The sequence below is a fragment of the Enterobacter asburiae genome (assembly GCA_011754535.1).
In the GTDB taxonomy this organism is placed as follows: domain Bacteria; phylum Pseudomonadota; class Gammaproteobacteria; order Enterobacterales; family Enterobacteriaceae; genus Enterobacter; species Enterobacter cloacae_N.
On the sequence record JAAQVN010000001.1, the window covers coordinates 2,758,129 to 2,779,678 of the forward strand.

Annotated in this window: 21 protein-coding genes and 1 pseudogene; 10 read left to right on the forward strand and 12 right to left on the reverse strand. The window is 57.2% G+C overall.

Features of this window, described 5'->3' with window-relative positions; all coding sequences use genetic code 11:
* Position 1: 1 nt before the first annotated feature.
* Both HBM95_12985 and HBM95_12990 read right to left on the reverse strand, forming a co-directional pair.
* Complete coding sequence (locus HBM95_12985; GenBank protein ID NIH43843.1) at positions 2-1,249, reverse strand: ABC transporter substrate-binding protein; 1,248 nt, start codon at positions 1,247-1,249, stop codon at positions 2-4.
* 227 nt (positions 1,250-1,476) lie between these two features.
* Complete coding sequence (locus HBM95_12990) at positions 1,477-2,661, reverse strand: ANTAR domain-containing protein (protein NIH43844.1); 1,185 nt, start codon at positions 2,659-2,661, stop codon at positions 1,477-1,479.
* A gap of 72 nt (positions 2,662-2,733) precedes the next feature.
* Between HBM95_12990 and HBM95_12995 the strand changes: the two genes are divergently transcribed.
* From HBM95_12995 to HBM95_13005, 3 genes are all read left to right on the forward strand, one after another.
* The gene (locus HBM95_12995; GenBank protein ID NIH43845.1) at positions 2,734-3,087 is read left to right on the forward strand and encodes a hypothetical protein; all 354 of its coding nucleotides are present in this window, start codon (positions 2,734-2,736) and stop codon (positions 3,085-3,087) included.
* Between the two features lie 106 nt (positions 3,088-3,193).
* On the forward strand, positions 3,194-4,978 hold the full coding sequence (locus tag HBM95_13000) for a HAMP domain-containing protein (protein ID NIH43846.1): 1,785 nt from the start codon (positions 3,194-3,196) through the stop codon (positions 4,976-4,978).
* A 195-nt stretch (positions 4,979-5,173) separates the two neighbouring features.
* Positions 5,174-5,413, forward strand: coding sequence for a DUF1883 domain-containing protein (locus HBM95_13005; protein ID NIH43847.1), 240 nt, complete (start codon positions 5,174-5,176; stop codon positions 5,411-5,413).
* A 29-nt stretch (positions 5,414-5,442) separates the two neighbouring features.
* Here HBM95_13005 and HBM95_13010 read toward each other — a convergent pair whose 3' ends face one another.
* On the reverse strand, positions 5,443-6,138 hold the full coding sequence (locus HBM95_13010) for a gamma-glutamylcyclotransferase (GenBank protein ID NIH43848.1): 696 nt from the start codon (positions 6,136-6,138) through the stop codon (positions 5,443-5,445).
* Positions 6,139-6,315: 177 nt separating this feature from the next.
* Positions 6,316-6,546 carry a putative cation transport regulator ChaB gene (chaB, locus tag HBM95_13015; protein NIH43849.1) on the reverse strand — a complete coding sequence of 77 codons (231 nt, stop codon included), beginning with the start codon at positions 6,544-6,546 and terminating at the stop codon, positions 6,316-6,318.
* Positions 6,547-6,814: 268 nt separating this feature from the next.
* Between chaB and chaA the strand changes: the two genes are divergently transcribed.
* Positions 6,815-7,915, forward strand: coding sequence for a sodium-potassium/proton antiporter ChaA (chaA, locus tag HBM95_13020; protein ID NIH43850.1), 1,101 nt, complete (start codon positions 6,815-6,817; stop codon positions 7,913-7,915).
* A 114-nt stretch (positions 7,916-8,029) separates the two neighbouring features.
* Here chaA and kdsA read toward each other — a convergent pair whose 3' ends face one another.
* From kdsA to hemA, 5 genes are all read right to left on the reverse strand, one after another.
* Positions 8,030-8,884 (reverse strand): 3-deoxy-8-phosphooctulonate synthase, encoded by an 855-nt coding sequence (kdsA, locus tag HBM95_13025; protein NIH43851.1) that lies wholly within the window; start codon positions 8,882-8,884, stop codon positions 8,030-8,032.
* 36 nt (positions 8,885-8,920) lie between these two features.
* Positions 8,921-9,730 carry a tetratricopeptide repeat-containing protein gene (locus HBM95_13030; GenBank protein ID NIH43852.1) on the reverse strand — a complete coding sequence of 270 codons (810 nt, stop codon included), beginning with the start codon at positions 9,728-9,730 and terminating at the stop codon, positions 8,921-8,923.
* Positions 9,731-9,863: 133 nt separating this feature from the next.
* Positions 9,864-10,694, reverse strand: coding sequence for a peptide chain release factor N(5)-glutamine methyltransferase (gene prmC, locus HBM95_13035; GenBank protein ID NIH43853.1), 831 nt, complete (start codon positions 10,692-10,694; stop codon positions 9,864-9,866).
* Positions 10,694-11,776 (reverse strand): peptide chain release factor 1, encoded by a 1,083-nt coding sequence (gene prfA / locus HBM95_13040; GenBank protein NIH43854.1) that lies wholly within the window; start codon positions 11,774-11,776, stop codon positions 10,694-10,696. Before prfA ends, prmC begins: the two co-directional genes overlap by 1 nt.
* Positions 11,777-11,817: 41 nt before the next feature.
* The gene (gene hemA / locus HBM95_13045) at positions 11,818-13,074 is read right to left on the reverse strand and encodes a glutamyl-tRNA reductase (GenBank protein NIH43855.1); all 1,257 of its coding nucleotides are present in this window, start codon (positions 13,072-13,074) and stop codon (positions 11,818-11,820) included.
* Between the two features lie 201 nt (positions 13,075-13,275).
* Here hemA and lolB point away from each other — a divergent pair, with 201 nt between their 5' ends.
* From lolB to dauA, 4 genes are all read left to right on the forward strand, one after another.
* Positions 13,276-13,887: a lipoprotein localization protein LolB gene (gene lolB / locus HBM95_13050; GenBank protein ID NIH43856.1), complete on the forward strand. Its 612-nt coding sequence runs from the start codon at positions 13,276-13,278 to the stop codon at positions 13,885-13,887.
* A complete protein-coding gene (gene ispE, locus HBM95_13055) occupies positions 13,884-14,753 on the forward strand; it encodes a 4-(cytidine 5'-diphospho)-2-C-methyl-D-erythritol kinase (GenBank protein ID NIH43857.1) in 870 nt (289 codons plus the stop codon). The genes lolB and ispE overlap by 4 nt, the downstream gene beginning before the upstream one ends.
* A gap of 125 nt (positions 14,754-14,878) precedes the next feature.
* Positions 14,879-15,826 (forward strand): ribose-phosphate diphosphokinase, encoded by a 948-nt coding sequence (prs, locus tag HBM95_13060; GenBank protein ID NIH43858.1) that lies wholly within the window; start codon positions 14,879-14,881, stop codon positions 15,824-15,826.
* A gap of 124 nt (positions 15,827-15,950) precedes the next feature.
* Positions 15,951-17,630, forward strand: coding sequence for a C4-dicarboxylic acid transporter DauA (dauA, locus tag HBM95_13065; protein ID NIH43859.1), 1,680 nt, complete (start codon positions 15,951-15,953; stop codon positions 17,628-17,630).
* Here dauA and HBM95_13070 read toward each other — a convergent pair.
* Both HBM95_13070 and ychH read right to left on the reverse strand, forming a co-directional pair.
* On the reverse strand, positions 17,616-18,674 hold the full coding sequence (locus tag HBM95_13070) for a MerR family transcriptional regulator (GenBank protein NIH43860.1): 1,059 nt from the start codon (positions 18,672-18,674) through the stop codon (positions 17,616-17,618). The genes dauA and HBM95_13070 overlap by 15 nt on opposite strands.
* Positions 18,675-18,793: 119 nt before the next feature.
* Positions 18,794-19,069 (reverse strand): stress-induced protein YchH, encoded by a 276-nt coding sequence (gene ychH, locus HBM95_13075; protein ID NIH43861.1) that lies wholly within the window; start codon positions 19,067-19,069, stop codon positions 18,794-18,796.
* Between the two features lie 274 nt (positions 19,070-19,343).
* Here ychH and pth point away from each other — a divergent pair, with 274 nt between their 5' ends.
* Both pth and ychF read left to right on the forward strand, forming a co-directional pair.
* On the forward strand, positions 19,344-19,928 hold the full coding sequence (pth, locus tag HBM95_13080) for an aminoacyl-tRNA hydrolase (GenBank protein NIH43862.1): 585 nt from the start codon (positions 19,344-19,346) through the stop codon (positions 19,926-19,928).
* A 126-nt stretch (positions 19,929-20,054) separates the two neighbouring features.
* Positions 20,055-21,149 carry a redox-regulated ATPase YchF gene (gene ychF / locus HBM95_13085; protein ID NIH43863.1) on the forward strand — a complete coding sequence of 365 codons (1,095 nt, stop codon included), beginning with the start codon at positions 20,055-20,057 and terminating at the stop codon, positions 21,147-21,149.
* Between the two features lie 53 nt (positions 21,150-21,202).
* Here ychF and HBM95_13090 read toward each other — a convergent pair.
* Positions 21,203-21,495: pseudogene (locus tag HBM95_13090) on the reverse strand (hypothetical protein).
* Positions 21,496-21,550 lie beyond the last annotated feature (55 nt).

Sequence of the window (21,550 nt, forward strand, 5' to 3'; positions counted from 1 at the left end):
ATCAGGCCCCTTTACGGTGAATAGCGAAACGGCTGGCGTACCCTTCCGGATCGGTGCCGTTCCAGACGGTGCCGTCCATCAGCGTGCTGCTGCGGTACGGTGATGACGGTGCGGACATGCCGCCGACCGCGGCAGCGGCATCCTGCCAGACCGCAGTCTGGTTAATGCGCTGCGCGATGCCCGCATAGTCCGGCGCGGCTTTGAGCAAGCCCCAGCGGCGGAACTGGGTTAAGAACCACATACCGTCGGAGTGGTACGGGTAGCTGACGGCCCCCTCGTTGAAGAAGCGGATCGGGTGCGCGTCCTGCCAGCGCTGGCCCAGGCCGTTGTCGTACTCGCCGAGCATGCGCCCGGTAAGATACTGTTCTTTGCAGTTGAGCCACGCCCGGCGGGAGAGGATCTGCGCGGTTTCGCGTTTGTTTTCCGGGGATGCCTCGATCCAGCGCGCGGCCTCCAGCACCGCGCTCACCAGCGCCCGCGCGGTGTGCGGATTTTTCTCCACCCAGTCACGGCGCGTACCGAGGATTTTTTCCGGATGATCGGCCCAGATAGACTGCGACGTGGCGGCGGTAAAACCGATGCGGTCGTTAATCGCCCGCGCGTTCCACGGCTCGCCGACGCAGAAGCCCACCATGTTGCCAATGCGCATGTTCATCACCATCTGCGGCGGCGGCACGACGACCGTGCGCACGTCCTCAAACGGATTAATACCCGCGCTGGCCAGCCAGTAGTAGAGCCACATGGCGTGCGTCCCGGTCGGGAAGGTGTGCGCGAAGGTATAGGTTCCCGGCGCTTGCTGCCCGATCAGCGTTTTCAGCCCATCGAGGTCGCGAACGCCCTTCTCTGCCAGATCGCTGGAGAGCGTAATGGCCTGACCGTTCTGGTTGAGGGTCATCAGGTTCGCCATCTGCTGCGGTTTGCCGGCGATGCCCAGTTCCAGGCCGTACAGCAGGCCGTAAAGAATGTGTGCGGCATCAAGTTCCCCCGCCACCAGCTTGTCGCGCACCGCCGCCCAGCTCGCCTCTTTGGTGGGAACAAGGGTGATACCGTATTTTTTATCAAAGCCTTTCAGGGCTGCGATAACCACCGGCGCGCAGTCGGTCAGCGGGATAAACCCGACGCGCACCGTCTCCTGTTCCGGTTTATCCGAGCCTGCCGCCCAGGCGGCCTGCATTACACCTGGTAATAGCACTGCGCCACTCGCCAGCATGCTGGCCTGCAAAAATCGCCGTCTCGACAAATCCGCCATAACCGCTCCCGAAAAAAAGCCAAAAAAAAGCGCCCGCCGTGCCGAAGCACCGCTGGACGCCTTTATCCCGAAGACTGATGCACCGCCGTTGGCGCACCGTCAAAAATGGTTAATTGAATAATGCAAAGCTAATGCCAGGTCTGAAGACTCTGTTTCAGGGCCTGAAGCCGGGTTTTGCCCGCGTTCACGCACCTCAATCAGGCATAAAATGCCCGCTGATTGTGCAGCTACTCCTTAGGTGTTACCTGCCACACGCTCTTCACCGTAAGCAGCGCGCGGGCGATATCCACCATGCGCTGGTTCTTGTCCATCGCCATTTTGCGCAGCGTCGTCCAGGCCTGCTCTTCACTCATATGCTGATGGGTCATAAGCACGCTTTTGGCTTTATCAATGGTTTTGCGCTCCTCAAGCGTATCGCGCAGCGACGCGAGCTGGCGGGACAGCTGCTCTATTTCACGCGCCTGCTGGCGAACCAGGGTCAGCAGCGGTTTATCCGGGTAGTGAGCAAGCGGATCGTCCTCTTCATCCCCAGGAAGCGGGTACGCCTCGTCGCGCTGAATACGCTCATCCACCGCGACCATCAGATCGGCGATGATCGTCTCTTCCAGCGCGCGCAGATGCTCCAGCCGCGCCGTTTGCAGCGCAAACCAGGCGAGCGCGGTATGGCCATTGTCTGCGGCAGGCTGGCGGGTACAGGCCACGCGCCGGAGTTGCTCCGTCTCACGATCGGGCTGGCAGTTGAGTGAGAATATAGTCTGCACGTCAGCCTGGCTGTGGGAGAGAAAGATCTCAAAGCAGGCCTGCTGCCCGTCAATGCGGTCAACCAGCCGCTGGCGCGTCACATCGTCGAAAAAGCCCTGCGTAAAGCCAATCGCCCCCAGGGCCCGCTCCTGTCCTGCCAGCTCTTTCCCCTGCATCAGGCTATAAAGCGCGACGAAACGGCCCGCGATTTGCGGGTCGTCAATGCTGTCATTAAGCTGAGGCACGATACTGAGCAGGTGGCGCAGCATACGGGAGTAGTGCTCCATTGCCTGCGGAGCCGTTAGCGTTTGCCGACTTACACCGTCGCGCAGCGCGGGAAGCGTCTCAAGCGTGAGCAGCGCATTGCCGATACGTTCGCAAACGGCGCTTCCCGGGAAGGCGGACTGTTTTCCAAGAATGTCATTCAGTGCAGCAAGGTTTTCGTCCACCAGCGCCCGGCTGGCTTTGCATTCAGGCGCGTAGAGCTTACCCTGTGAGCAGAGCCAGACGTTGGACGCCCCGCGCTCGCACTGGAGCATATGCACCAGCTGGCTAATGCCGTGCACCAGCACGTTCAGCTGCGCCAGCCTGCTGAGCTGCTCCCGGCGCATACGCCTTGCGCGCTGGAGCCATTCGGTTGCACCTGGCGAAATGCCGGCCATTAATGTCATGCTTACTCTCCCGGACAGCGAAACTCCGGGTAATTAAGCAATATTCGTGCCTTTTAAAGAACAGGAGTCAACATGCAGAAGATTGTGATCGTCGCCAACGGTGCGGCCTACGGCAGCGAATCCCTTTTCAACAGCCTGCGCCTGGCGATCGCGCTACGCGAAAAAGAGAGCGACCTGGCGTTACGGCTTTTTTTAATGTCGGACGCCGTCACTGCCGGGCTGAAGGGGCAGAAACCGGCAGAGGGCTATAACATTCAGCAGATGCTGGAGATCCTGACCGCGCAAAATGTACCGGTGAAACTGTGCAAGACCTGCACCGACGGGCGAGGTATTACCGGGCTGCCGCTGATCGATGGCGTGGAAATCGGTACGCTGGTGGAACTGGCCGAATGGACGCTGACCGCGGATAAAGTATTAACTTTTTAATAATAAACCCGTAAAAATATTATTTTCTTATGGACGCGGTTTCAGCATCAAGTTTACCTGCGGGGTTGCCGATAGGCATGGAAACAACACAGCAGGTATTTCACTTATGTTCAGATCCATTCGCGCACGCATTATCGCCGCGACGACAGGCTGCCTTGTCGTCGCCCTTCTTCTCAATACCGTTATTAACTTCCAGGTGACGCGCCAGGATAACCAGCAGTCCCAGCGCGATATTCTGACCAGCACCAGCGCCAGCCACAACATGGCGATTGCCGACTGGGTCAAAAGCAAAATGACGGTGATTGCCTCCGCGCAGAGCATCGCACTGGCTGACGATCCCGTTCCGGTATTTAAGCAGCTTGCCCAGGCTGGCGGCTTCACCAACGTCTACGTGGGCTACGCCAGCAAGACGGCGAAATTCTCCGACCCGGCGGGCGTCCCGGCGGATTATGACCCGACCATACGCCCCTGGTACCAGCAGGTGGTGAGCACGGACGGCCCGGTTGTGACGGCGCCCTACGTTGATGCCGGGACCGGGAAGCTGGTGGTGACATTTGCCGTGCCAGTGAAGGAGAATGGCACTCTGAAAGCGGTGGTGGCGGGCGATGTCGCCATGGATAGCGTGGTGGCGAACGTGCGCGGTATCCACCCCACGCCTGCCAGCAGCGGGTTACTCCTGAACACCGACGGCACGGTGATTGCCGCCAACGAGCCGGCCCTGACGCTGAAGCCGTTTGCCGAGACGATCAAAGGCATCGACCTTGCAGCGCTGAAAAGTGGTAACCCGGTCGACGGAACGCTGAATGACGAGGAAAAAACCTTTATCGCCTCAGCCGTGCCGGGCACGAACTGGCTGCTGGTCGTCGCCCTCGATAGCAGCGACGCCACCTCCGGCATGCGTTCCCTGCTGAAAGCGTCGGCGATTTCGCTGGTGATCCTGGCATTCCTGAGCGGCGCTATTGTTCACGTCCTGATTGCACGCCTGCTGAAGCGTCTGTCCGACATTCGCGACGCGATGCACAGCATTGCCAACGGCACCAACGATCTTTCCCAGCGCCTGCCGGACAGCGGCGATGACGAAGTGGCGCAAATTGCACAGGCGTTTAACGCCTTCAGCGATAAGCTCTCGGTGGTGATGGCCCAGCTTCGCGACGCCAGCGCCTCGGTGAAAAACGCCGCGCAGGAGATTGCGGCAGGCAACCAGGATCTTTCCGGACGTACCGAGCAGGCCGCGTCCAGCCTTCGCGAAACCGCCAGCGCCGTGGAAGAGATAACCGCCTCCGTCACCCAGTCGAATGAATCGGCAGCAGAAGCCAACGACCAGGCAAGCCGGGCCTCTGCGGCCGCAGCGCGCGGCGGTGAAGTGGTCTCGCAGGCCATCAGCACCATGCAGTCCATCGAAGTGGCTTCTGCAAAAATTGGCGATATCACCAGTGTGATCGACGGCATCGCCTTCCAGACCAACATTCTGGCGCTGAACGCCTCCGTCGAGGCGGCACGTGCCGGTGAGCAGGGCCGCGGGTTCGCTGTGGTGGCCGGCGAAGTGCGGAACCTCGCCAGCCGCAGCGCCCAGGCGGCGAAAGAGATCAAATCGCTTATCGACTCTACCACAGACAGCGTGGCCACCGGCTCGCGCTACGTGCATCTGGCCGGGGAAAGCATGGATGAGATCCGATCCAGCATCGGCAGCGTCTCCGGCATCATGCGCGAAATATCTATTGCGACCAGCGAACAGATGAAAGGCATTCACGAGATCAACCACGCGGTAACCCACCTCGACCGGATGGTGCAGCAGAACGCCGAGCTGGTGGTGCAGTCCGCCGCGGCCGCCAGCGCATTGCAAAGCCAGGCGGGCGACCTTGCTGAAACCGCCGGTCATTTCCGCATTTAATTTTATTTCCGCGCGGGTTTACCGGGTAAAACCCGCGCCAGCTGAATGCTTTCAGGCATTTTGTCATTTTTGTTTAAACGTTATGCCATTTTTTGATCAAAATCAGCATCCCTCGCCTCCCTCTTTGGTGTTATGCAATGAGTATTTTGTGAACAATATCACGCTCGGGATGGGCAAAATCGACGGGGTAAATAAATGGCACTGGTGAAAACAAGTTTGAAACTGTTTGGCGGGGATACGGTGGTGGTGCGTTGCTCAGAGCGCTGTCGTATTCATCTGATGAGTGCGAAAGCACAGAAGCAGTCCCAGGCGGATATTCTGACCGTTCAGGATGATAAGGCCTGGCTAACCGTGCCGTATACCGGCACGTGGGATGTTCTGATCGACAGCCACAGCCAGTCGCTGGAACATTCGGTCAGTTACGTGGCAGCGTAATTTAAACGCCCGGCGAGCCGGGCGTATTCTCAGGCAAAACCCGGTCGCAGCGTGCTGTTGAGCGGGTTCCCTTCCAGCAACGCCTTCACCTTTACCACCAGCTCATTCAGACAATCGTCCTGCATGCCGAGGCGGGTCAGCTCCTGATCGAGGGAGAAGAGATACTGCGCGTTGGTGCCGAGCGGCCCGCTGGCGGCGGCAATTAACGGGGCAATCACCTGCGTGCGGGTGTCCGCCTCATACAGCGGATGGCGCGGATCCATAATAAACACCAGCGCGTTTACGGTGCGTCCGTCGTCAAGCTCCAGCTTGCACCAGCTCGGCATATAGCAGCCGGTGATCATCTCGCGCTTCCAGAGCAGCGTCAGCTCCTCTTCGAGCGTGGCATCCGGCAGGCGATACGCCACGCCCGTGGTGCGTCCGCCCTCTTTCAGTGCAAGCATGCGCCCTGGCTGACAGGCGCTGCCGCGTCCGGCCGTCAGGCGCAGGCAAAATGCGCGGTGCCAGCCGGGCAACGTACCCGTTGCCGATTCAACAAATTCGAGAGCCGGGTTCCACATCAGTGAACCGTAGCCAAAAATCCATACCGGGCCATCATCCGGGCGGCAGGCAAGCGTGGCAGCGAGCGACGCCGCACGTTGTTCAGCTGACCAGAGAAGCGATTCCTCAATAGCACCAAATGCCGTCTTACAATCTGCCTTCATTAAGAAATCACGCGTTAACACTTTACACCTCCGCCACTGCATGCTTCCTTGCGACATCTGTAATTCGCCTTCCCGACATTCTGTGCTGGTCATTTTGCCAGCAGTCAAATAACGATAAGCAATTAGCGGACCAGTTGCAATACAACGGAAGTTCAACCGCCTGAAAAGTCAAAATGAAGGCAGCGAATAATTTCACGGCTATTTCTTTTTATGCCATTTATCATCGTCTCCTTTCTCATAGTCATGTTTTACTGCGGCCCAGGCGACTTTGTGTGCCGTCTCTTCCCGGCTGGCATCATCCCGCCGATCGTCCTTATCTTTGTACTGATCCCATGCGCTGTTAAATGCTTCTTTATAGATATCCTGGGCGTGTTCGGGCAGGACGTTTTTCACGTTATCGGGTAATTCGCGTTTCGTTTTATATGGCATCACTAACCTCTCTTTTGGCTAAAGAGTAAGTGTGGACGACGATACGCCATGGTGCCACCCGGCAATAGATACTGATTAAACTAAATTCATAATCTATTGTTATTTAATTACTATTTAAATTAAATATCTTATTACAGGCATCAAACATGAAAACCATGACAAAGGGTAAAATTAAGTAAAAAATAAAGGGTATTTAACAGATTTCTGTTAGTTTAATGCCCTCAAAATCTATCTATAATTACAAGCACCTGCATTGATGGAGAAGCACATGACAGCAACACACGAGGCGGTAAAGACCCGCCACAAGGAGACGTCACTCATTTTCCCGGTTCTGGCACTGGCTGTGCTGCTCTTCTGGGGAAGCAGTCAGTCACTGCCAGTGGTGGTTGGTATCAATATTCTTGCTCTGGTCGGCATCTTAACCAGCGCATTTAGCGTCGTTCGCCATGCGGACGTATTGGCCCACCGTCTGGGCGAGCCGTACGGCTCGTTAATTCTCAGCCTTTCTGTCGTTATTCTCGAAGTCAGCCTGATTTCCGCGCTCATGGCGACCGGCGATGCCGCCCCAACGCTGATGCGCGACACGCTCTACTCCATCATTATGATTGTGACGGGCGGCCTGGTGGGCTTCTCCCTTCTGCTGGGCGGACGCAAATTTGCGACCCAGTATATGAACCTGTTCGGTATTAAACAGTATCTGATTGCCCTCTTCCCGCTGGCCATTATCGTGCTGGTCTTTCCGATGGCGCTGCCGGGCGCGAATTTTTCTACCGGTCAGGCACTGCTGGTCGCGCTGATTTCCGCCGCCATGTACGGCGTGTTTCTGTTGATTCAAACCAAAACGCACCAGAGCCTGTTTGTGTACGAGCATGAAGATGACGGCGACGATGATGACCCGCACCACGGTAAGCCGTCGGCCCACAGCAGCGCGTGGCATACGGTTTGGCTGATCGTGCATCTGATCGCGGTTATCGCGGTCACCAAGATGAACGCCAACCCGCTGGAGACGCTGTTAACCGAGCTGAACGCCCCGGTGGCCTTTACCGGTTTCCTGGTGGCGCTGCTGATCCTGTCCCCTGAGGGTCTGGGCGCGCTCAAGGCGGTGCTGAACAATCAGGTGCAGCGCGCAATGAACCTGTTCTTCGGCTCCGTGCTGGCGACCATTTCCCTCACCGTACCGGTGGTGACGCTGATTGCCTTTATGACGGGTAACGATCTGCAGTTTGCGCTGGGCGCGCCGGAGATGATTGTGATGGTGGCCTCGCTGCTGCTGTGCCAGATTTCATTCTCCACTGGCCGCACCAATGTGCTGAACGGCGCAGCGCATATGGCGCTGTTTGTAGCGTATTTGATGACGATTTTTGCGTAGCCTTTTTGCCCAGCGGCGCTTCGCTTGCAGGGCCTACGGGTTTTGTAGGCCGGGTAAGCGCAGCGCCACCAGGCAATATGCCCCATAAAAAAACCCGCCGAAGCGGGTTTTTTATTAGTTGCTGGTATCCAGCTCGTCGAAGCTCTTCACCAGATCGTCAATCGCTTTGATCTGCTTCAGGAACGGCTCCAGCTTATCCAGCGGCAGCGCGGAAGGACCATCGCATTTCGCGTTAGCCGGATCCGGGTGCGCTTCAATGAACAGACCCGCCAGACCGGTCGCCATACCGGCACGCGCCAGCTCGGTCACCTGGGCACGACGACCGCCGGACGCGGCGCCAAACGGGTCGCGGCACTGCAGCGCGTGGGTCACGTCGAAGATCACAGGGGACTGGTTAGAGACGTTTTTCATCACGCTGAAGCCCAGCATGTCCACAACCAGGTTGTCGTAACCGAAGTTAGCGCCACGATCGCACAGAATAATTTTGTCGTTACCGCCTTCGATAAACTTATCAACGATATTGCCCATCTGGCCTGGGCTCACAAACTGCGGTTTTTTCACGTTGATCACGGCACCGGTTTTCGCCATTGCGGCAACCAGGTCGGTCTGGCGAGCCAGGAACGCCGGAAGCTGAATCACGTCTACCACGTCTGCCACAGGCTGCGCCTGCCAGGACTCATGCACGTCGGTGATCACTTTCACGCCAAACGTCTGCTTCAGCTCCTGGAAAATTTTCATCCCCTCTTCCAGGCCCGGGCCGCGGTAAGAGTTGATGGAGGAGCGGTTGGCTTTGTCAAAAGAGGCTTTAAACACGTACGGAATGCCCAGCTTCTGGGTCACGGTCACGTAGTGCTCGCAGATACGCATGGCGAGATCGCGGGATTCCAGCACGTTCATACCGCCAAACAGCACGAACGGCAGGTCGTTTGCCACGTTGATATCACCAATGCTAACCACTTTTTGTTTCATAGGATCGCCTTATTCAGGTGTGAATCGGAATTAAGATTAATGCAGTGTAATTTGTTTGTGCGAGATCGCGTTGATCTGCGCGCGAATCATTTCGCTAATCGGATCTTCCGGGCACTGTTCGACGAAATAGCTCAGATCGTTCAGCGCCACGTGCTCGCAGTCGAGCTGGGCATAGATAAGCCCGCGGTCGCGTATTTCGTACGGATCTTCCGGATTAAACTGCAGCAGCACTTCGCTGGCACGCAAGGCCAGCTCCATCTGACGCTCTTCCATCAGCGCTGACTTCAGCGTATCCAGCAGCTTGCGGATGACTTCGGCGTTGTCGGCTTCGTCGAGATCTTCGTTAAAGAGCTCGGCCACCGGGCTGATGTTGCCCTTCAGCCAGACGTCCAGCGTATGCTCATCAAGCGTGTCGCCATTAAACGGATTAATGAGCCACATCTCACCGTCCAGCCACTCCGCACGCAGGATCATCTGCGTCGGAAAAATGACCGGCACCAGCGGAATATCCAGCCGGTGCGCAACCCACAGCAAAATAGAGCCCAGCGCAACAGCGCTGCCCTGACGATTTTTTAAGACCTGGTCCAGCCATAATGCGTCAGACAGGCGATACACGCCACGCGTGTCGCAGAAACCCCATTCGCCGTAGAAAAGTTCCAGAAGCTTCTCTAATTGCCAGTCCTGCGGGCGCGCCTGATTGATCTCTTCACGCGCCAGGCTGACCAGATTCTCCAGCTCATCGTAGACGTACTGCGACGTAAAATCGTCGCGTATCATCTCCGAAATCAGGATCATGCCATCGCAAAGCGGCACTTTATTAAATTCGAAATCGGCTAAGGACTTCATGACTTACCCCAGTAACGACTGAGCGAACAAGGACGCTCAGGCGCGATAAAACTCAAAACGATGTAGATGATAACGCCAAACTGCCTTTCAGTCAGCCTTACGCCTTTATCAGTAAATGGCAGATACCCGGCACTCAAGCCCACTGCCCCAGCGTCAGGCGTTCGTTGCCGCCGTAGTCGCGACAGGTTTCGACTGCGACGTAGCCTGCTTGCGTAAACAGTGACCGCACGGCTTCTCCCTGCGTCCAGCCATGCTCCACGAGCAGCCAGCCGCCAGGAAGTAAATGTTTCCGTGACATTGTCACAATGTGATCAAGATCGGCTAATCCCGCGTTGGCGGCAACGAGCGCCGTCAGCGGTTCGAAGCGAACATCGCCCTGCGCAAGGTGTGGGTCATGTTCGTCGATGTAAGGAGGATTGCTGACAATCATCGCAAATGAGCGATTCTCCAGCGCGGCAAACCAGCTGCTTTGCAGCACCGTCACGTTGCGGAGAGCGAGACGTTCCACGTTACGCTGCGCCAGCGCCACCGCGTCGGGCATCACATCTACCGCCGTCACATCGCAATCGGGGCGCTCGCTGGCGAGCGCCAGCGCGATAGCACCTGTTCCCGTCCCGAGATCGAGAATGCTGCAGGGAGCTGTTGGTAAACGCGCCAGCGCCTGCTCCACCAGACATTCAGTGTCCGGACGCGGGATCAGCGTTGCCGCCGAGACGTACAGCGGTAGCGACCAGAACTCGCGCTCACCGACCAGGTGCGCCACCGGCTCGCCCGTTTTACGGCGGGCAAGCAGCGCGGCGAGCCGTACTTCCTGCTCAGCGGTCAGCAGCGTCTCACCGAATGCCAGCAGGTACGTGCGGGCTTTACCCGTCACATGCTCAAGCAAAATTTCGGCATCACGCTTCGGGCTTTCGCTTTCTGAAAGCTCACCGGTCGCCTCGCGTAACCAGCGCTGAAAATCCATTATTCCTGCTCGGACAGCGCCGCCAACTGGTCGGCCTGGTATTCCTGCACGATAGGCTCAATCAGCATGTCCAGCTTCCCTTCCATCACCTCGTCCAGACGGTACAGGGTCAGGTTGATACGGTGGTCGGTCACGCGGCCCTGCGGGAAGTTGTAGGTGCGGTTACGGTCGCTGCGATCGCCGCTGCCCAGCAGGTTACGACGCGTAGAGGCTTCCGCCTGCTGACGCTTCGCCATTTCAGCCGCGTGGATGCGCGCACCCAGCACGGACAACGCTTTGGCTTTGTTTTTGTGCTGCGAACGTTCGTCCTGGCACTCCACCACGATGCCGGTCGGCAGGTGGGTAATACGGATGGCGGAATCGGTGGTGTTAACGTGTTGTCCACCCGCGCCGGAGGAACGGAAGGTGTCGATGCGCAGATCCGCCGGGTTGATGTCCGGCAGTTCCGCTTCCGGCAGCTCCGGCATCACCGCCACCGTACAGGCGGAGGTGTGAATGCGGCCCTGAGATTCCGTGGCCGGCACGCGCTGCACGCGGTGACCGCCGGATTCAAACTTCAGACGGCCGTACACGCCGTCGCCGCTGATCTTGGCGATAACCTCTTTGTAGCCACCGTGTTCGCCTTCGTTGGCGCTCATGATCTCGACGCGCCAGCGGCGCGATTCGGCGTAGCGGCTGTACATGCGGAACAGATCCCCGGCAAACAGCGCCGCTTCGTCACCGCCGGTACCGGCGCGCACTTCCACAAACGCGTTACGCTCGTCGTCCGGATCTTTCGGCAGCAGCAGCACCTGAAGCTGCTGCTCCATCTCTTCAGAACGCGCTTTTGCATCCTGCAGCTCTTCCTGCGCCATCTCGCGCATCTCAGGATCGTCGAGCATCATCTGCGCGGTTTCAATATCTTCCTGAACCTGTCGCCAGTCGGTAAAGCATTTAGACACATCACTCAACTGCGCATATTCACGCGAAAGCGCGCGAAAACGTTCCTGGTCCGCGATGGTCCCGGCATCGCCGAGCAGCGCCTGTACTTCTTCATGGCGCTCGTGCAGAGCTTCCAGTTTAGCGACGATAGAAGGCTTCATAGGCGTAAGTGCACCTTGTCTTAGAAAATGGGTATAGGGCGCTATTCCAGCCCGAGGCTGTTGCGCAGAATAGTCAGGCGTTCATCATCCCCGTCACGGGCAGCCTGTTGAAGAGATTTGGTTGGGGCATGGATCAGGCGGTTGGTCAGCTTCCACGCCAGATCCTGCATAATCGCCTGCGCGTCGCCGCCCTGTTCCAGGGCCGCTAACGCTTTGGCAGTCAGGTCATCACGCACCTGCTCCGCCTGCCCGCGGTACTCGCGGATGGTCTCGCTGACGCTTTGCGCGCGCAGCCAGGCCATAAACTCGCTGGTTTCCTGCTCAACGATAGTTTCCGCCTGCACCGCCGCCGCTTTACGCTGGGCGAGGTTGTGCGAAATGATGCTTTGCAGATCATCCACGCTGTAGAGGTAGGCGTTCGCCAGCTTGCCGACTTCTGGCTCAACATCGCGCGGAACGGCGATATCCACCAGCAGCATAGGCTGATTACGACGCGACTTCAGCGCGCGCTCCACCATCCCTTTACCGATGATTGGCAGCGGGCTGGCGGTAGAGCTGATAATAATGTCCGCCTCTTTCAGGCGTTCATCGATGTCGCTCAGCGCAACCACCTCTGCACCCACTTCATCCGCCAGCACCTGCGCACGTTCGCGGGTTCGGTTCGCGATAATCATCTTTTTCACCTTATGCTCGCGCAGATGGCGCGCCACAAGCTCGATGGTTTCGCCCGCGCCTACCAGCATCACGGTGACGGTGGAAAGGGATTCGAAGATTTGGCGTGCAAGGGTACAGGCCGCGAAAGCAACAGAAACCGCACTGGCACCAATGTCGGTTTCGGTTCGCACACGCTTCGCCACGGAGAAGGACTTCTGGAACATGCGCTCCAGCTCGCTGGCCTTCAGATGCCCTTTTTGCGAATCCGCAAACGCTTTTTTCACCTGCCCCAGAATCTGCGGCTCACCGAGCACCAGCGAATCCAGCCCGCTGGCGACGCGCATCAGATGGCTGACCGCATCATTATCCTGATGCCAGTACAGGCTGTTACGCAGTTCGTCTTCGTTAAGATTGTGGTAGTCGCATAGCCAGCGGATCAGCGCGTCGTGCAGGTTATCCTGCTCTTCCACGCTTAAATACAGCTCGGTACGGTTGCACGTCGAGAGCACCACGCCACCCTGCACCATCGGCTGTGCAAGCAGGCTGTCCAGCGCCAGGTCAAGCGTATCCGGCGAAAACGTAACGCGTTCTCGCAGCGAAACCGGGGCCGTTTTGTGGTTGATGCCGAGTGCTAATAGGGTCATGTTGAGCGGGAGTAGTACCAGCGTTAATAAGGTTAGCAGGACGCATCATACAGGATGCGCGAGATCAATAAAAGAGACCGCCTCCTTTCGGAGTAATAGGTTACTCAACGCTTTGAGATAATTTGAACGTAGACGGTAGCACTGCGGGGCGCTAGCATTAACAGTTATAACTGCAACGTATCTCAAGGATTTGTCCTCATTATGACCCGACTGATTCGCCTGCTGCCGCTGGCGGCACTGGTTCTGACCGCCTGTACTGTCACCCAACCAAAAGGCCCGGGCAAAAGCCCTGATTCACCGCAGTGGCGTCAGCACCAGCAGGACGTCCTTAATTTGAAGCAGTACCAGACGCGGGGCGCCTTCGCCTATCTCTCTGACGAACAAAAGGTTTATGCCCGCTTCTTCTGGCAGCAAACGGGGCAGGACAACTATCGCCTGCTGCTGCTGAACCCACTGGGCAGCACCGAGCTGGAGCTTATCGCCAAACCGGGCGAAGCGCAGATCACCGATAACAAAGGCCAGCACTATACCGCGACCGATGCCGAAGAGATGATTGGCAAGCTGACCGGGATGCCAATTCCGCTGAACAGCCTGCGCCAGTGGATCCTCGGCCTGCCGGGAGAAGCAACCGACTATACGCTGGACGACCAGTACCGTCTGAGCCAGGTCAACTACACCCAGAACGGCAAAACCTGGAAAGTGGTGTACAGCGCCTATGACAGCAAGAGTAAACCGTCGCTGCCATCGAACATGGAGCTGACCCAGGGCAGCCAGCGCATCAAGCTGAAGATGGACAACTGGATCGTTAAATGATGACCCACTGGCCTTCTCCGGCGAAGCTGAACCTGTTTTTATACATCACCGGCCAGCGTGCTGACGGGTATCACACCCTGCAGACACTGTTTCAGTTTATTGACTATGGCGACACGATCTCCATTGAACTGCGCCAGGACGGGCAGATTTGCCTGCTGACACCGGTCGACGGCGTGGCGCATGAAGACAACCTGATCGTGCGCGCCGCGCGTCTGCTGATGAACGCCGCCGCGGAATCAGGGCGTCTGCCGGCGGGAAGCGGTGCGGATATCCGTATCAAGAAGCGTCTGCCGATGGGTGGTGGTCTCGGCGGGGGCTCATCCAACGCCGCCACCGTGCTGGTTGCGCTGAATCACCTCTGGGGCTGCGGGCTGGCGAAGGACGAACTGGCTGCTTTGGGCCTAACGCTGGGCGCAGATGTCCCGGTGTTTGTTCGCGGTCACGCGGCCTTTGCCGAGGGCGTGGGCGAGCTCCTCTCCCCGGTCAACCCGCCGGAAAAATGGTATCTCGTTGCCCACCCCGGCGTGAGCATTCCGACCCCGGTCATCTTTAAAGATCCTGACCTGACAAGAAATACCCCGGTACGGTCAATAGAAACGTTATTAAATTGTGAATTCAGCAACGATTGCGAGGATATCGCAAGAAAACGTTTTCGCGAGGTTGATGCGGTGCTTTCCTGGCTGTTAGAATACGCGCCGTCGCGCCTGACTGGTACAGGGGCCTGTGTCTTTGCTGAATTTGACACCGAATCCGCCGCTCGTCAGGTGCTTGAGCAAGCGCCGGATTGGCTGCATGGTTTCGTAGCGCGCGGGATGAACACTTCCCCGCTACAGCAGGCAATTCTGGCGCAGACTGAGTTTCGGTGACAACGTCACCCTGTTCCAGACGTTGCATCGCGCTCTTTAATACACCGCCTGGATAGCCTTTGCCTGGCCCGCACAGTTTACGGCGAACGCTATCCACCACTGGACGCATGCCTGAGGTTCTTCTCGTGCCTGATATGAAGCTTTTTGCTGGTAACGCCACCCCGGAACTAGCACAACGTATTGCCAACCGCCTGTACACTTCCCTCGGCGACGCCGCTGTAGGTCGCTTTAGCGACGGCGAAGTCAGCGTACAAATTAACGAAAATGTACGCGGTGGTGATATTTTCATCATCCAGTCCACCTGTGCTCCAACGAACGACAACCTGATGGAACTGGTTGTTATGGTCGACGCCCTGCGTCGCGCTTCCGCAGGCCGTATCACTGCTGTAATCCCTTACTTCGGCTATGCTCGTCAGGACCGTCGCGTCCGTTCCGCGCGTGTGCCAATTACCGCTAAAGTTGTCGCTGACTTCCTGTCCAGCGTCGGCGTTGACCGCGTACTGACCGTTGACCTGCACGCAGAGCAGATCCAGGGCTTCTTCGACGTCCCGGTTGATAACGTATTCGGCAGCCCAATCCTGCTGGAAGACATGCTGCAGCTGAACCTGGACAACCCAATCGTGGTTTCTCCGGACATCGGCGGCGTGGTACGTGCCCGTGCTATCGCTAAGCTGCTGAACGATACCGACATGGCGATCATCGACAAACGCCGTCCGCGCGCTAACGTTTCTCAGGTGATGCACATCATCGGTGACGTTGCTGGCCGCGACTGCGTGCTGGTTGACGACATGATCGATACCGGCGGCACGCTCTGTAAAGCCGCCGAAGCGCTGAAAGAGCGTGGTGCCAAGCGCGTATTTGCTTACGCGACTCACCCGATCTTCTCCGGTAACGCGGTGAACAACCTGCGCAACTCCGTCATTGACGAAGTTGTGGTATGCGATACCATCCCACTGAGCGACGAGATCAAGGCACTGCCAAACGTGCGTACCCTGACCCTGTCCGGGATGCTGGCCGAAGCGATTCGTCGTATCAGCAACGAAGAATCCATCTCTGCAATGTTCGAACACTAATCGAACACGGCCCAAAAACCCGCTGCGGCGGGTTTTTTTGTCTCTGGGTTTTATTTGTATGATTAATGCCTCCTTCACCTGCCATTCACATGACAGATGATGCGCATACGGATGATAGATAATTGTGAAAAACGTAGCCTCCTCACATGTTCTGCCCTTTCGCGCCCTCATCGACGCCTGCTGGAAAGAAAAGTACACCTCGTCACGTTTTGTCCGTGACCTGATTGCCGGGATCACCGTCGGCATTATTGCTATCCCGCTGGCGATGGCGCTGGCGATTGGCAGCGGCGTTGCGCCGCAGTACGGTCTGTACACCTCGGCCGTTGCCGGGATCGTTATTGCTCTGACGGGCGGCTCGCGCTTCAGCGTCTCCGGCCCGACCGCCGCCTTCGTGGTGATCCTCTACCCGGTTTCGCAACAGTTTGGTCTGGCGGGCCTGCTGGTTGCCACCCTGATGTCCGGCCTTTTTTTAATTCTGTTTGGCCTGGCCCGCTTTGGTCGGTTGATTGAGTACATCCCCCTTTCCGTCACGCTCGGGTTCACCTCGGGGATTGGGATCACCATCGGAACCATGCAGATCAAGGATTTCCTCGGCCTGCAGATGCCCCACGTACCGGAGCACTACCTGCAAAAAGTGGGGGCGCTGTTTATGGCGTTGCCGACCGCCAACCTGGGCGACGCCGCCATCGGGATTGTGACGCTCGGGACGCTGATCGTCTGGCCTCGCCTCGGTATTCGCCTGCCGGGCCATCTGCCCGCGCTGCTGCTGGGCTGCGCGGTGATGGCCATCGTCAATATGTTCGGTGGTCATGTCGCGACTATCGGCTCGCAGTTTCACTATGTCCTGGCGGACGGCTCGCAGGGTAGCGGCATTCCGCAACTGTTACCTCAGCTGGTGTTGCCGTGGGACATGCCGGGCTCCACTTTCACACTGAGCTGGGATTCTCTGCGCGCATTGCTACCCGCCGCGTTCTCCATGGCGATGCTGGGGGCGATTGAATCTCTGCTCTGCGCCGTCGTCCTCGACGGTATGACCGGTACCAAACACAAAGCCAACAGCGAACTGGTCGGTCAGGGGTTAGGCAACCTCATCGCACCGTTCTTTGGCGGTATTACCGCAACGGCAGCCATCGCCCGTTCTGCGGCAAACGTGCGCGCGGGGGCGACCTCCCCCGTTTCGGCGGTTATCCACTCCGTGCTGGTGATCCTCGCCCTGCTGATCCTCGCCCCGCTGCTCTCCTGGCTGCCGCTTTCCGCCATGGCCGCCCTGCTGCTGATGGTGGCCTGGAATATGAGTGAGGCGCATAAGGTGGTTAACCTGCTGCGTCGCGCGCCGAAAGACGACATCATCGTGATGCTGATCTGCATGTCGCTGACCGTGCTGTTTGATATGGTTATCGCCATCAGCGTCGGGATCGTACTCGCTTCCCTGCTGTTTATGCGCCGCATCGCGCAGATGACGCGCCTTTCCCCGGTTAACGTAGAGGTACCTGACGATGTGCTGGTGCTGCGCGTGATTGGTCCGCTGTTCTTCGCCGCGGCGGAAGGTCTGTTCAGCGATCTGGAGTCCCGCATCATGGGCAAACGGGTTGTGGTGCTGAAATGGGATGCCGTACCGGTGCTGGATGCCGGCGGCCTGGATGCCTTCCAGCGCTTTGTGAAACGTCTGCCGGAAGGCTGCGAGCTGCGGGTGAGTAACCTCGAATTCCAGCCCCTGCGCACCATGGCGCGCGCGGGCGTGCAGCCAATCCCTGGCCGCTTATCCTTCTACCCTAACCGGGAAGCCGCGTTAGCGGATCTGTGAGTTACCCGATGCAGAGAAACGTCTCTGCATCATCACCCCGATCGCCTGCTGGAGCCATGCAAGCACGGCAGGCGTCATCCACGTCCCTTTCATCAGATGCTGTTCCTGCTGCATGGCAGCGCGAAACTTTTGCTGGGTCTCCGGGTTCGTCCCTGCGTACGACTGGAATAACGTCAGCCAGTTTTCCGCCAGCTTTTGCGCCTCCTCCGCAGCAGGATCGAGATTTTCCCGCTGTGCATGATGCAGCTTCGCCACCAGTGGTGGCCACTCCATCATGCGGTCAAAGTAGTGCGCCCGGGTAAAGGCCATCTCTTCGGCAGTAAGGTATTTCTCCCATATACTGAGCTTAGATTCCGCAAACGCGCGCGTGATGTAATCGGTCATCTCCGGCGTGATGCCGGTCTGCTCGCGCATTTGAGGCTCCACGCTGTGCATCTCGTTCAGGCGGGTGAGAAACTCCGGCCTGCCCGCCGTGTCCTGCTCCAGGCGTTCCATCCAGCGCGTCGCCAGATCCATCGCCCGCGTGTCAGCAACGGGTATATCCTGTTCCAGCAACGCGTTGGCCTCTGCCACCAGCCCTGACCAGATAGCCGACAGCGCGTCCTTCTGCACCGCAAACGGCAGCTGCTGTAACTCTTCTTTGCTAAACCAGCGATCGTACATATTCATCAACTCCAGAGTCTGTAGCCAGGATTCCAGATCCGGCGTCGCATCATCGGTAAGCCCGGTACGCAGCTCCACCAGCCGGTCGCGCAGCGTGTGTATGCTGCGCAGCTGTTTATCCAGTAGCGTGATTTGCGCATCGAGTAGCTCGGTTAACGACAGCGACTCCTTTTCCAGAAAGTCCCTGATTTCAGCAAGTTCCAGCCCCGCTTTTGCCAGCGCCTGGATCATGTGCAGTCGCTGCACATCCGCCAGGTTGTAAAGCCGGTAACCTGCCGCGCTTCTGGCAGAAGGCAGCAGCAGCCCTGTTTGCTCGTAGTGATGCAATGTCCGCACGGTAATACCGGCTCGTTTCGCCAGTTCGCCCACCTGAATCAACATAACTGCTCCTTTTCTTTGCCAGTGCCGCCACTCTGGAGCCTCACGTTACGTGAGGGTCAATATGCTATGCAAAAAAAAACGACTCCAGATGGAGTCGTTTCGGTATTCTGTATCGGGCACTAGCTGTGCTTATGCTGGTCACGGCGGCAGCGTTTATCGTAATGGCGCACCCACCAGTATTTATCGCAGACTTCCTCATGTCCGCTCACACGCGCCCCGGCAAGCCACAACACCGCACCGAGGAAGATGCTCAGTACCGCGCCATGCGCGAAGTATTGCGGGAGATCAAGCTGCGGCAGCTGGTTTAAAATGGAATAACCCACGCCGACTACCATCACGAAGAGCCCCAACCCCATCAGCACGTTACCGAGTAACGAAGCGTTTTTGCGTTTCATTTGTCACCTCCGGAACTTTGGGTTGTCAGGGGAAAAGCCCCTAATCCTTGTGTGTAAAGTATAGACAACGCCCCTTTTATGAGTTGCGTGAATGATCACAATTACAGATAACTCCCAGACAAAAATTTACAAATAACATGTTGAACAGCTTGAAATTCTAATTGTTCAGATAAGTAATTATTTGTATTTCGCTGTTACGATCGCAGAATTTTGTCAACCGGCGCGCCAGACAGTAAACTACGCGCCAGATTTGGAACCCATTAGGAATTGAATCGTGACGATTAAACTGATTGTCGGCCTCGCCAACCCGGGCGCAGAGTATGCAGCCACCCGCCACAATGCCGGGGCATGGTACGTCGATCTGCTGGCCGAACGGTTACGTGCTCCCCTGCGTGAAGAACCAAAATTCTTCGGCTATACCTCACGTATCAACCTTGCTGGCGCGGATGTTCGCCTGCTGGTGCCCACCACCTTTATGAACCTGAGCGGCAAAGCCGTGGCGGCCATGGCAACGTTTTATCGCATCAGTCCGGATGAAATTCTGGTCGCCCACGATGAGCTGGATCTCCCCCCAGGCGTGGCGAAATTCAAGCTGGGCGGCGGGCACGGCGGCCACAACGGTCTTAAAGACATCATCAGCAAGCTGGGCAATAACCCGAATTTCCACCGTTTGCGCGTGGGAATCGGCCATCCGGGCGATAAAAACAAAGTTGTCGGTTTCGTACTCGGTAAGCCCCCGGTTTCTGAACAGAAACTGATTGACGAAGCGGTAGACGAAGCGGCGCGCTGCACCGAAATCTGGCTGAAAGACGGGTTAACGAAAGCGACAAACCGCTTACACGCTTTCAAAGCGCAATAATCCGCCCGATACGGCTTTTTTACCGCGCGTCATGCGGGTTACGTGTATAATAGGCGTAGTTATTTACTTTTCATCAATCGGTTATCGTTAACGGATTGATTATCAAGATATTAAGGTGATTTAGAAATGGGATTCAAATGCGGTATCGTCGGTCTGCCAAACGTGGGCAAATCCACCCTGTTTAATGCGCTTACCAAAGCGGGTATCGAAGCGGCGAACTTCCCGTTCTGTACCATCGAACCGAACACCGGCGTGGTGCCAATGCCGGACCCGCGTCTGGACCAGCTTGCGGAAATCGTGAAACCGCAGCGCATTCTGCCAACCACCATGGAGTTCGTGGACATCGCGGGCCTGGTAAAAGGTGCCTCCAAAGGCGAAGGTCTGGGTAACCAGTTCCTGACCAACATTCGTGAAACCGAAGCGATCGGCCACGTAGTGCGCTGCTTCGAGAACGACAACATCATTCACGTTAACAACAAAGTGGATCCGGCGGACGACATCGACGTTATCAACACCGAGCTGGCGCTCTCTGACCTCGACACCTGCGAACGCGCGATTCACCGCGTGCAGAAGAAAGCCAAAGGCGGCGACAAGGACGCGAAAGCGGAACTGGCTGCGCTGGAAAAATGTCTGCCACAGCTGGAAAACGCGGGCATGCTGCGCGCGCTGAAAAACCTGACTGACGAAGACAAAGCGGCGATCAAATACCTGAGCTTCCTGACCCTGAAGCCAACCATGTACATCGCCAACGTTAACGAAGACGGTTTTGAGAACAACCCGTACCTGGACAAAGTGCGTGAAATCGCAGCGGCGGAAGGTTCTGTGGTTGTGGCGGTTTGCGCTGCCGTTGAATCCGACATCGCCGAGCTGGACGACTCCGACCGTGAAGAGTTCATGGCGGAGCTGGGTCTCGAAGAGCCGGGCCTGAACCGCGTGATCCGCGCGGGCTACGAGCTGCTGAACCTGCAGACCTACTTCACCGCTGGCGTGAAAGAAGTGCGTGCGTGGACGATTCCTGTGGGTGCGACTGCGCCTCAGGCGGCCGGCAAGATCCACACCGACTTCGAGAAAGGCTTTATTCGCGCGCAGACTATCGCGTTTGAAGACTTTATCACCTACAAGGGTGAGCAAGGTGCGAAAGAGGCAGGCAAGATGCGTGCGGAAGGGAAAGATTACATCGTTAAAGATGGCGATGTGATGAACTTCCTGTTTAACGTTTGATTGGTTTTGAATGAAAAAAATCCACGCTTTGGCGTGGATTTTTTATTGCGGGGTTAAAACACATTTTCCAATAGTTCTGTTTTCATGCTGGGTTCAAAAGAAATGATCTCAACAGTCGCAAGCTTTAACCTCTGAAAAGGATCCTCGCGTAAGCGCTCCTCAAGAGAGGCAAGACTCTCACACTTAGCGAGAATGACACCGCCGTTTCTTGGGATCCGTCTACCGGACGCCAGGAAAATCCCCTCTGCATACCCTTTTTTAGCCACTCAACATGAGCAGGTATCGCTGCATCGATTTCTTCGAATGGTTTTATATAGGTCATAATGACAATGTAAACCGTGCTCATCTTTTGCCTATCAGTTTTTTTAGTCGTTTGTTGGAACCGCTTATGCAGCTCCTCT

Excerpts from the sequence above, each read along its gene's own strand:
- HBM95_13030 (NIH43852.1), bottom strand. The coding sequence starts at position 9,730 with ATGAAGTCCTTAGCCGATTTCGAATTTAATAAAGTGCCGCTTTGCGAT.
- chaB (NIH43849.1), bottom strand. The coding sequence starts at position 6,546 with ATGCCATATAAAACGAAACGCGAATTACCCGATAACGTGAAAAACGTC.
- ychF (NIH43863.1), top strand. The coding sequence starts at position 20,055 with ATGGGATTCAAATGCGGTATCGTCGGTCTGCCAAACGTGGGCAAATCC.
- lolB (NIH43856.1), top strand. The coding sequence starts at position 13,276 with ATGACCCGACTGATTCGCCTGCTGCCGCTGGCGGCACTGGTTCTGACC.
- HBM95_12995 (NIH43845.1), top strand. The coding sequence starts at position 2,734 with ATGCAGAAGATTGTGATCGTCGCCAACGGTGCGGCCTACGGCAGCGAA.
- kdsA (NIH43851.1), bottom strand. The coding sequence starts at position 8,884 with ATGAAACAAAAAGTGGTTAGCATTGGTGATATCAACGTGGCAAACGAC.
- hemA (NIH43855.1), bottom strand. The coding sequence starts at position 13,074 with ATGACCCTATTAGCACTCGGCATCAACCACAAAACGGCCCCGGTTTCG.
- ychH (NIH43861.1), bottom strand. The coding sequence starts at position 19,069 with ATGAAACGCAAAAACGCTTCGTTACTCGGTAACGTGCTGATGGGGTTG.
- prfA (NIH43854.1), bottom strand. The coding sequence starts at position 11,776 with ATGAAGCCTTCTATCGTCGCTAAACTGGAAGCTCTGCACGAGCGCCAT.
- HBM95_13070 (NIH43860.1), bottom strand. The coding sequence starts at position 18,674 with ATGTTGATTCAGGTGGGCGAACTGGCGAAACGAGCCGGTATTACCGTG.
- HBM95_13000 (NIH43846.1), top strand. The coding sequence starts at position 3,194 with ATGTTCAGATCCATTCGCGCACGCATTATCGCCGCGACGACAGGCTGC.
- ispE (NIH43857.1), top strand. The coding sequence starts at position 13,884 with ATGATGACCCACTGGCCTTCTCCGGCGAAGCTGAACCTGTTTTTATAC.
- chaA (NIH43850.1), top strand. The coding sequence starts at position 6,815 with ATGACAGCAACACACGAGGCGGTAAAGACCCGCCACAAGGAGACGTCA.
- HBM95_12985 (NIH43843.1), bottom strand. The coding sequence starts at position 1,249 with ATGGCGGATTTGTCGAGACGGCGATTTTTGCAGGCCAGCATGCTGGCG.
- HBM95_13005 (NIH43847.1), top strand. The coding sequence starts at position 5,174 with ATGGCACTGGTGAAAACAAGTTTGAAACTGTTTGGCGGGGATACGGTG.
- prmC (NIH43853.1), bottom strand. The coding sequence starts at position 10,694 with ATGGATTTTCAGCGCTGGTTACGCGAGGCGACCGGTGAGCTTTCAGAA.
- HBM95_12990 (NIH43844.1), bottom strand. The coding sequence starts at position 2,661 with ATGACATTAATGGCCGGCATTTCGCCAGGTGCAACCGAATGGCTCCAG.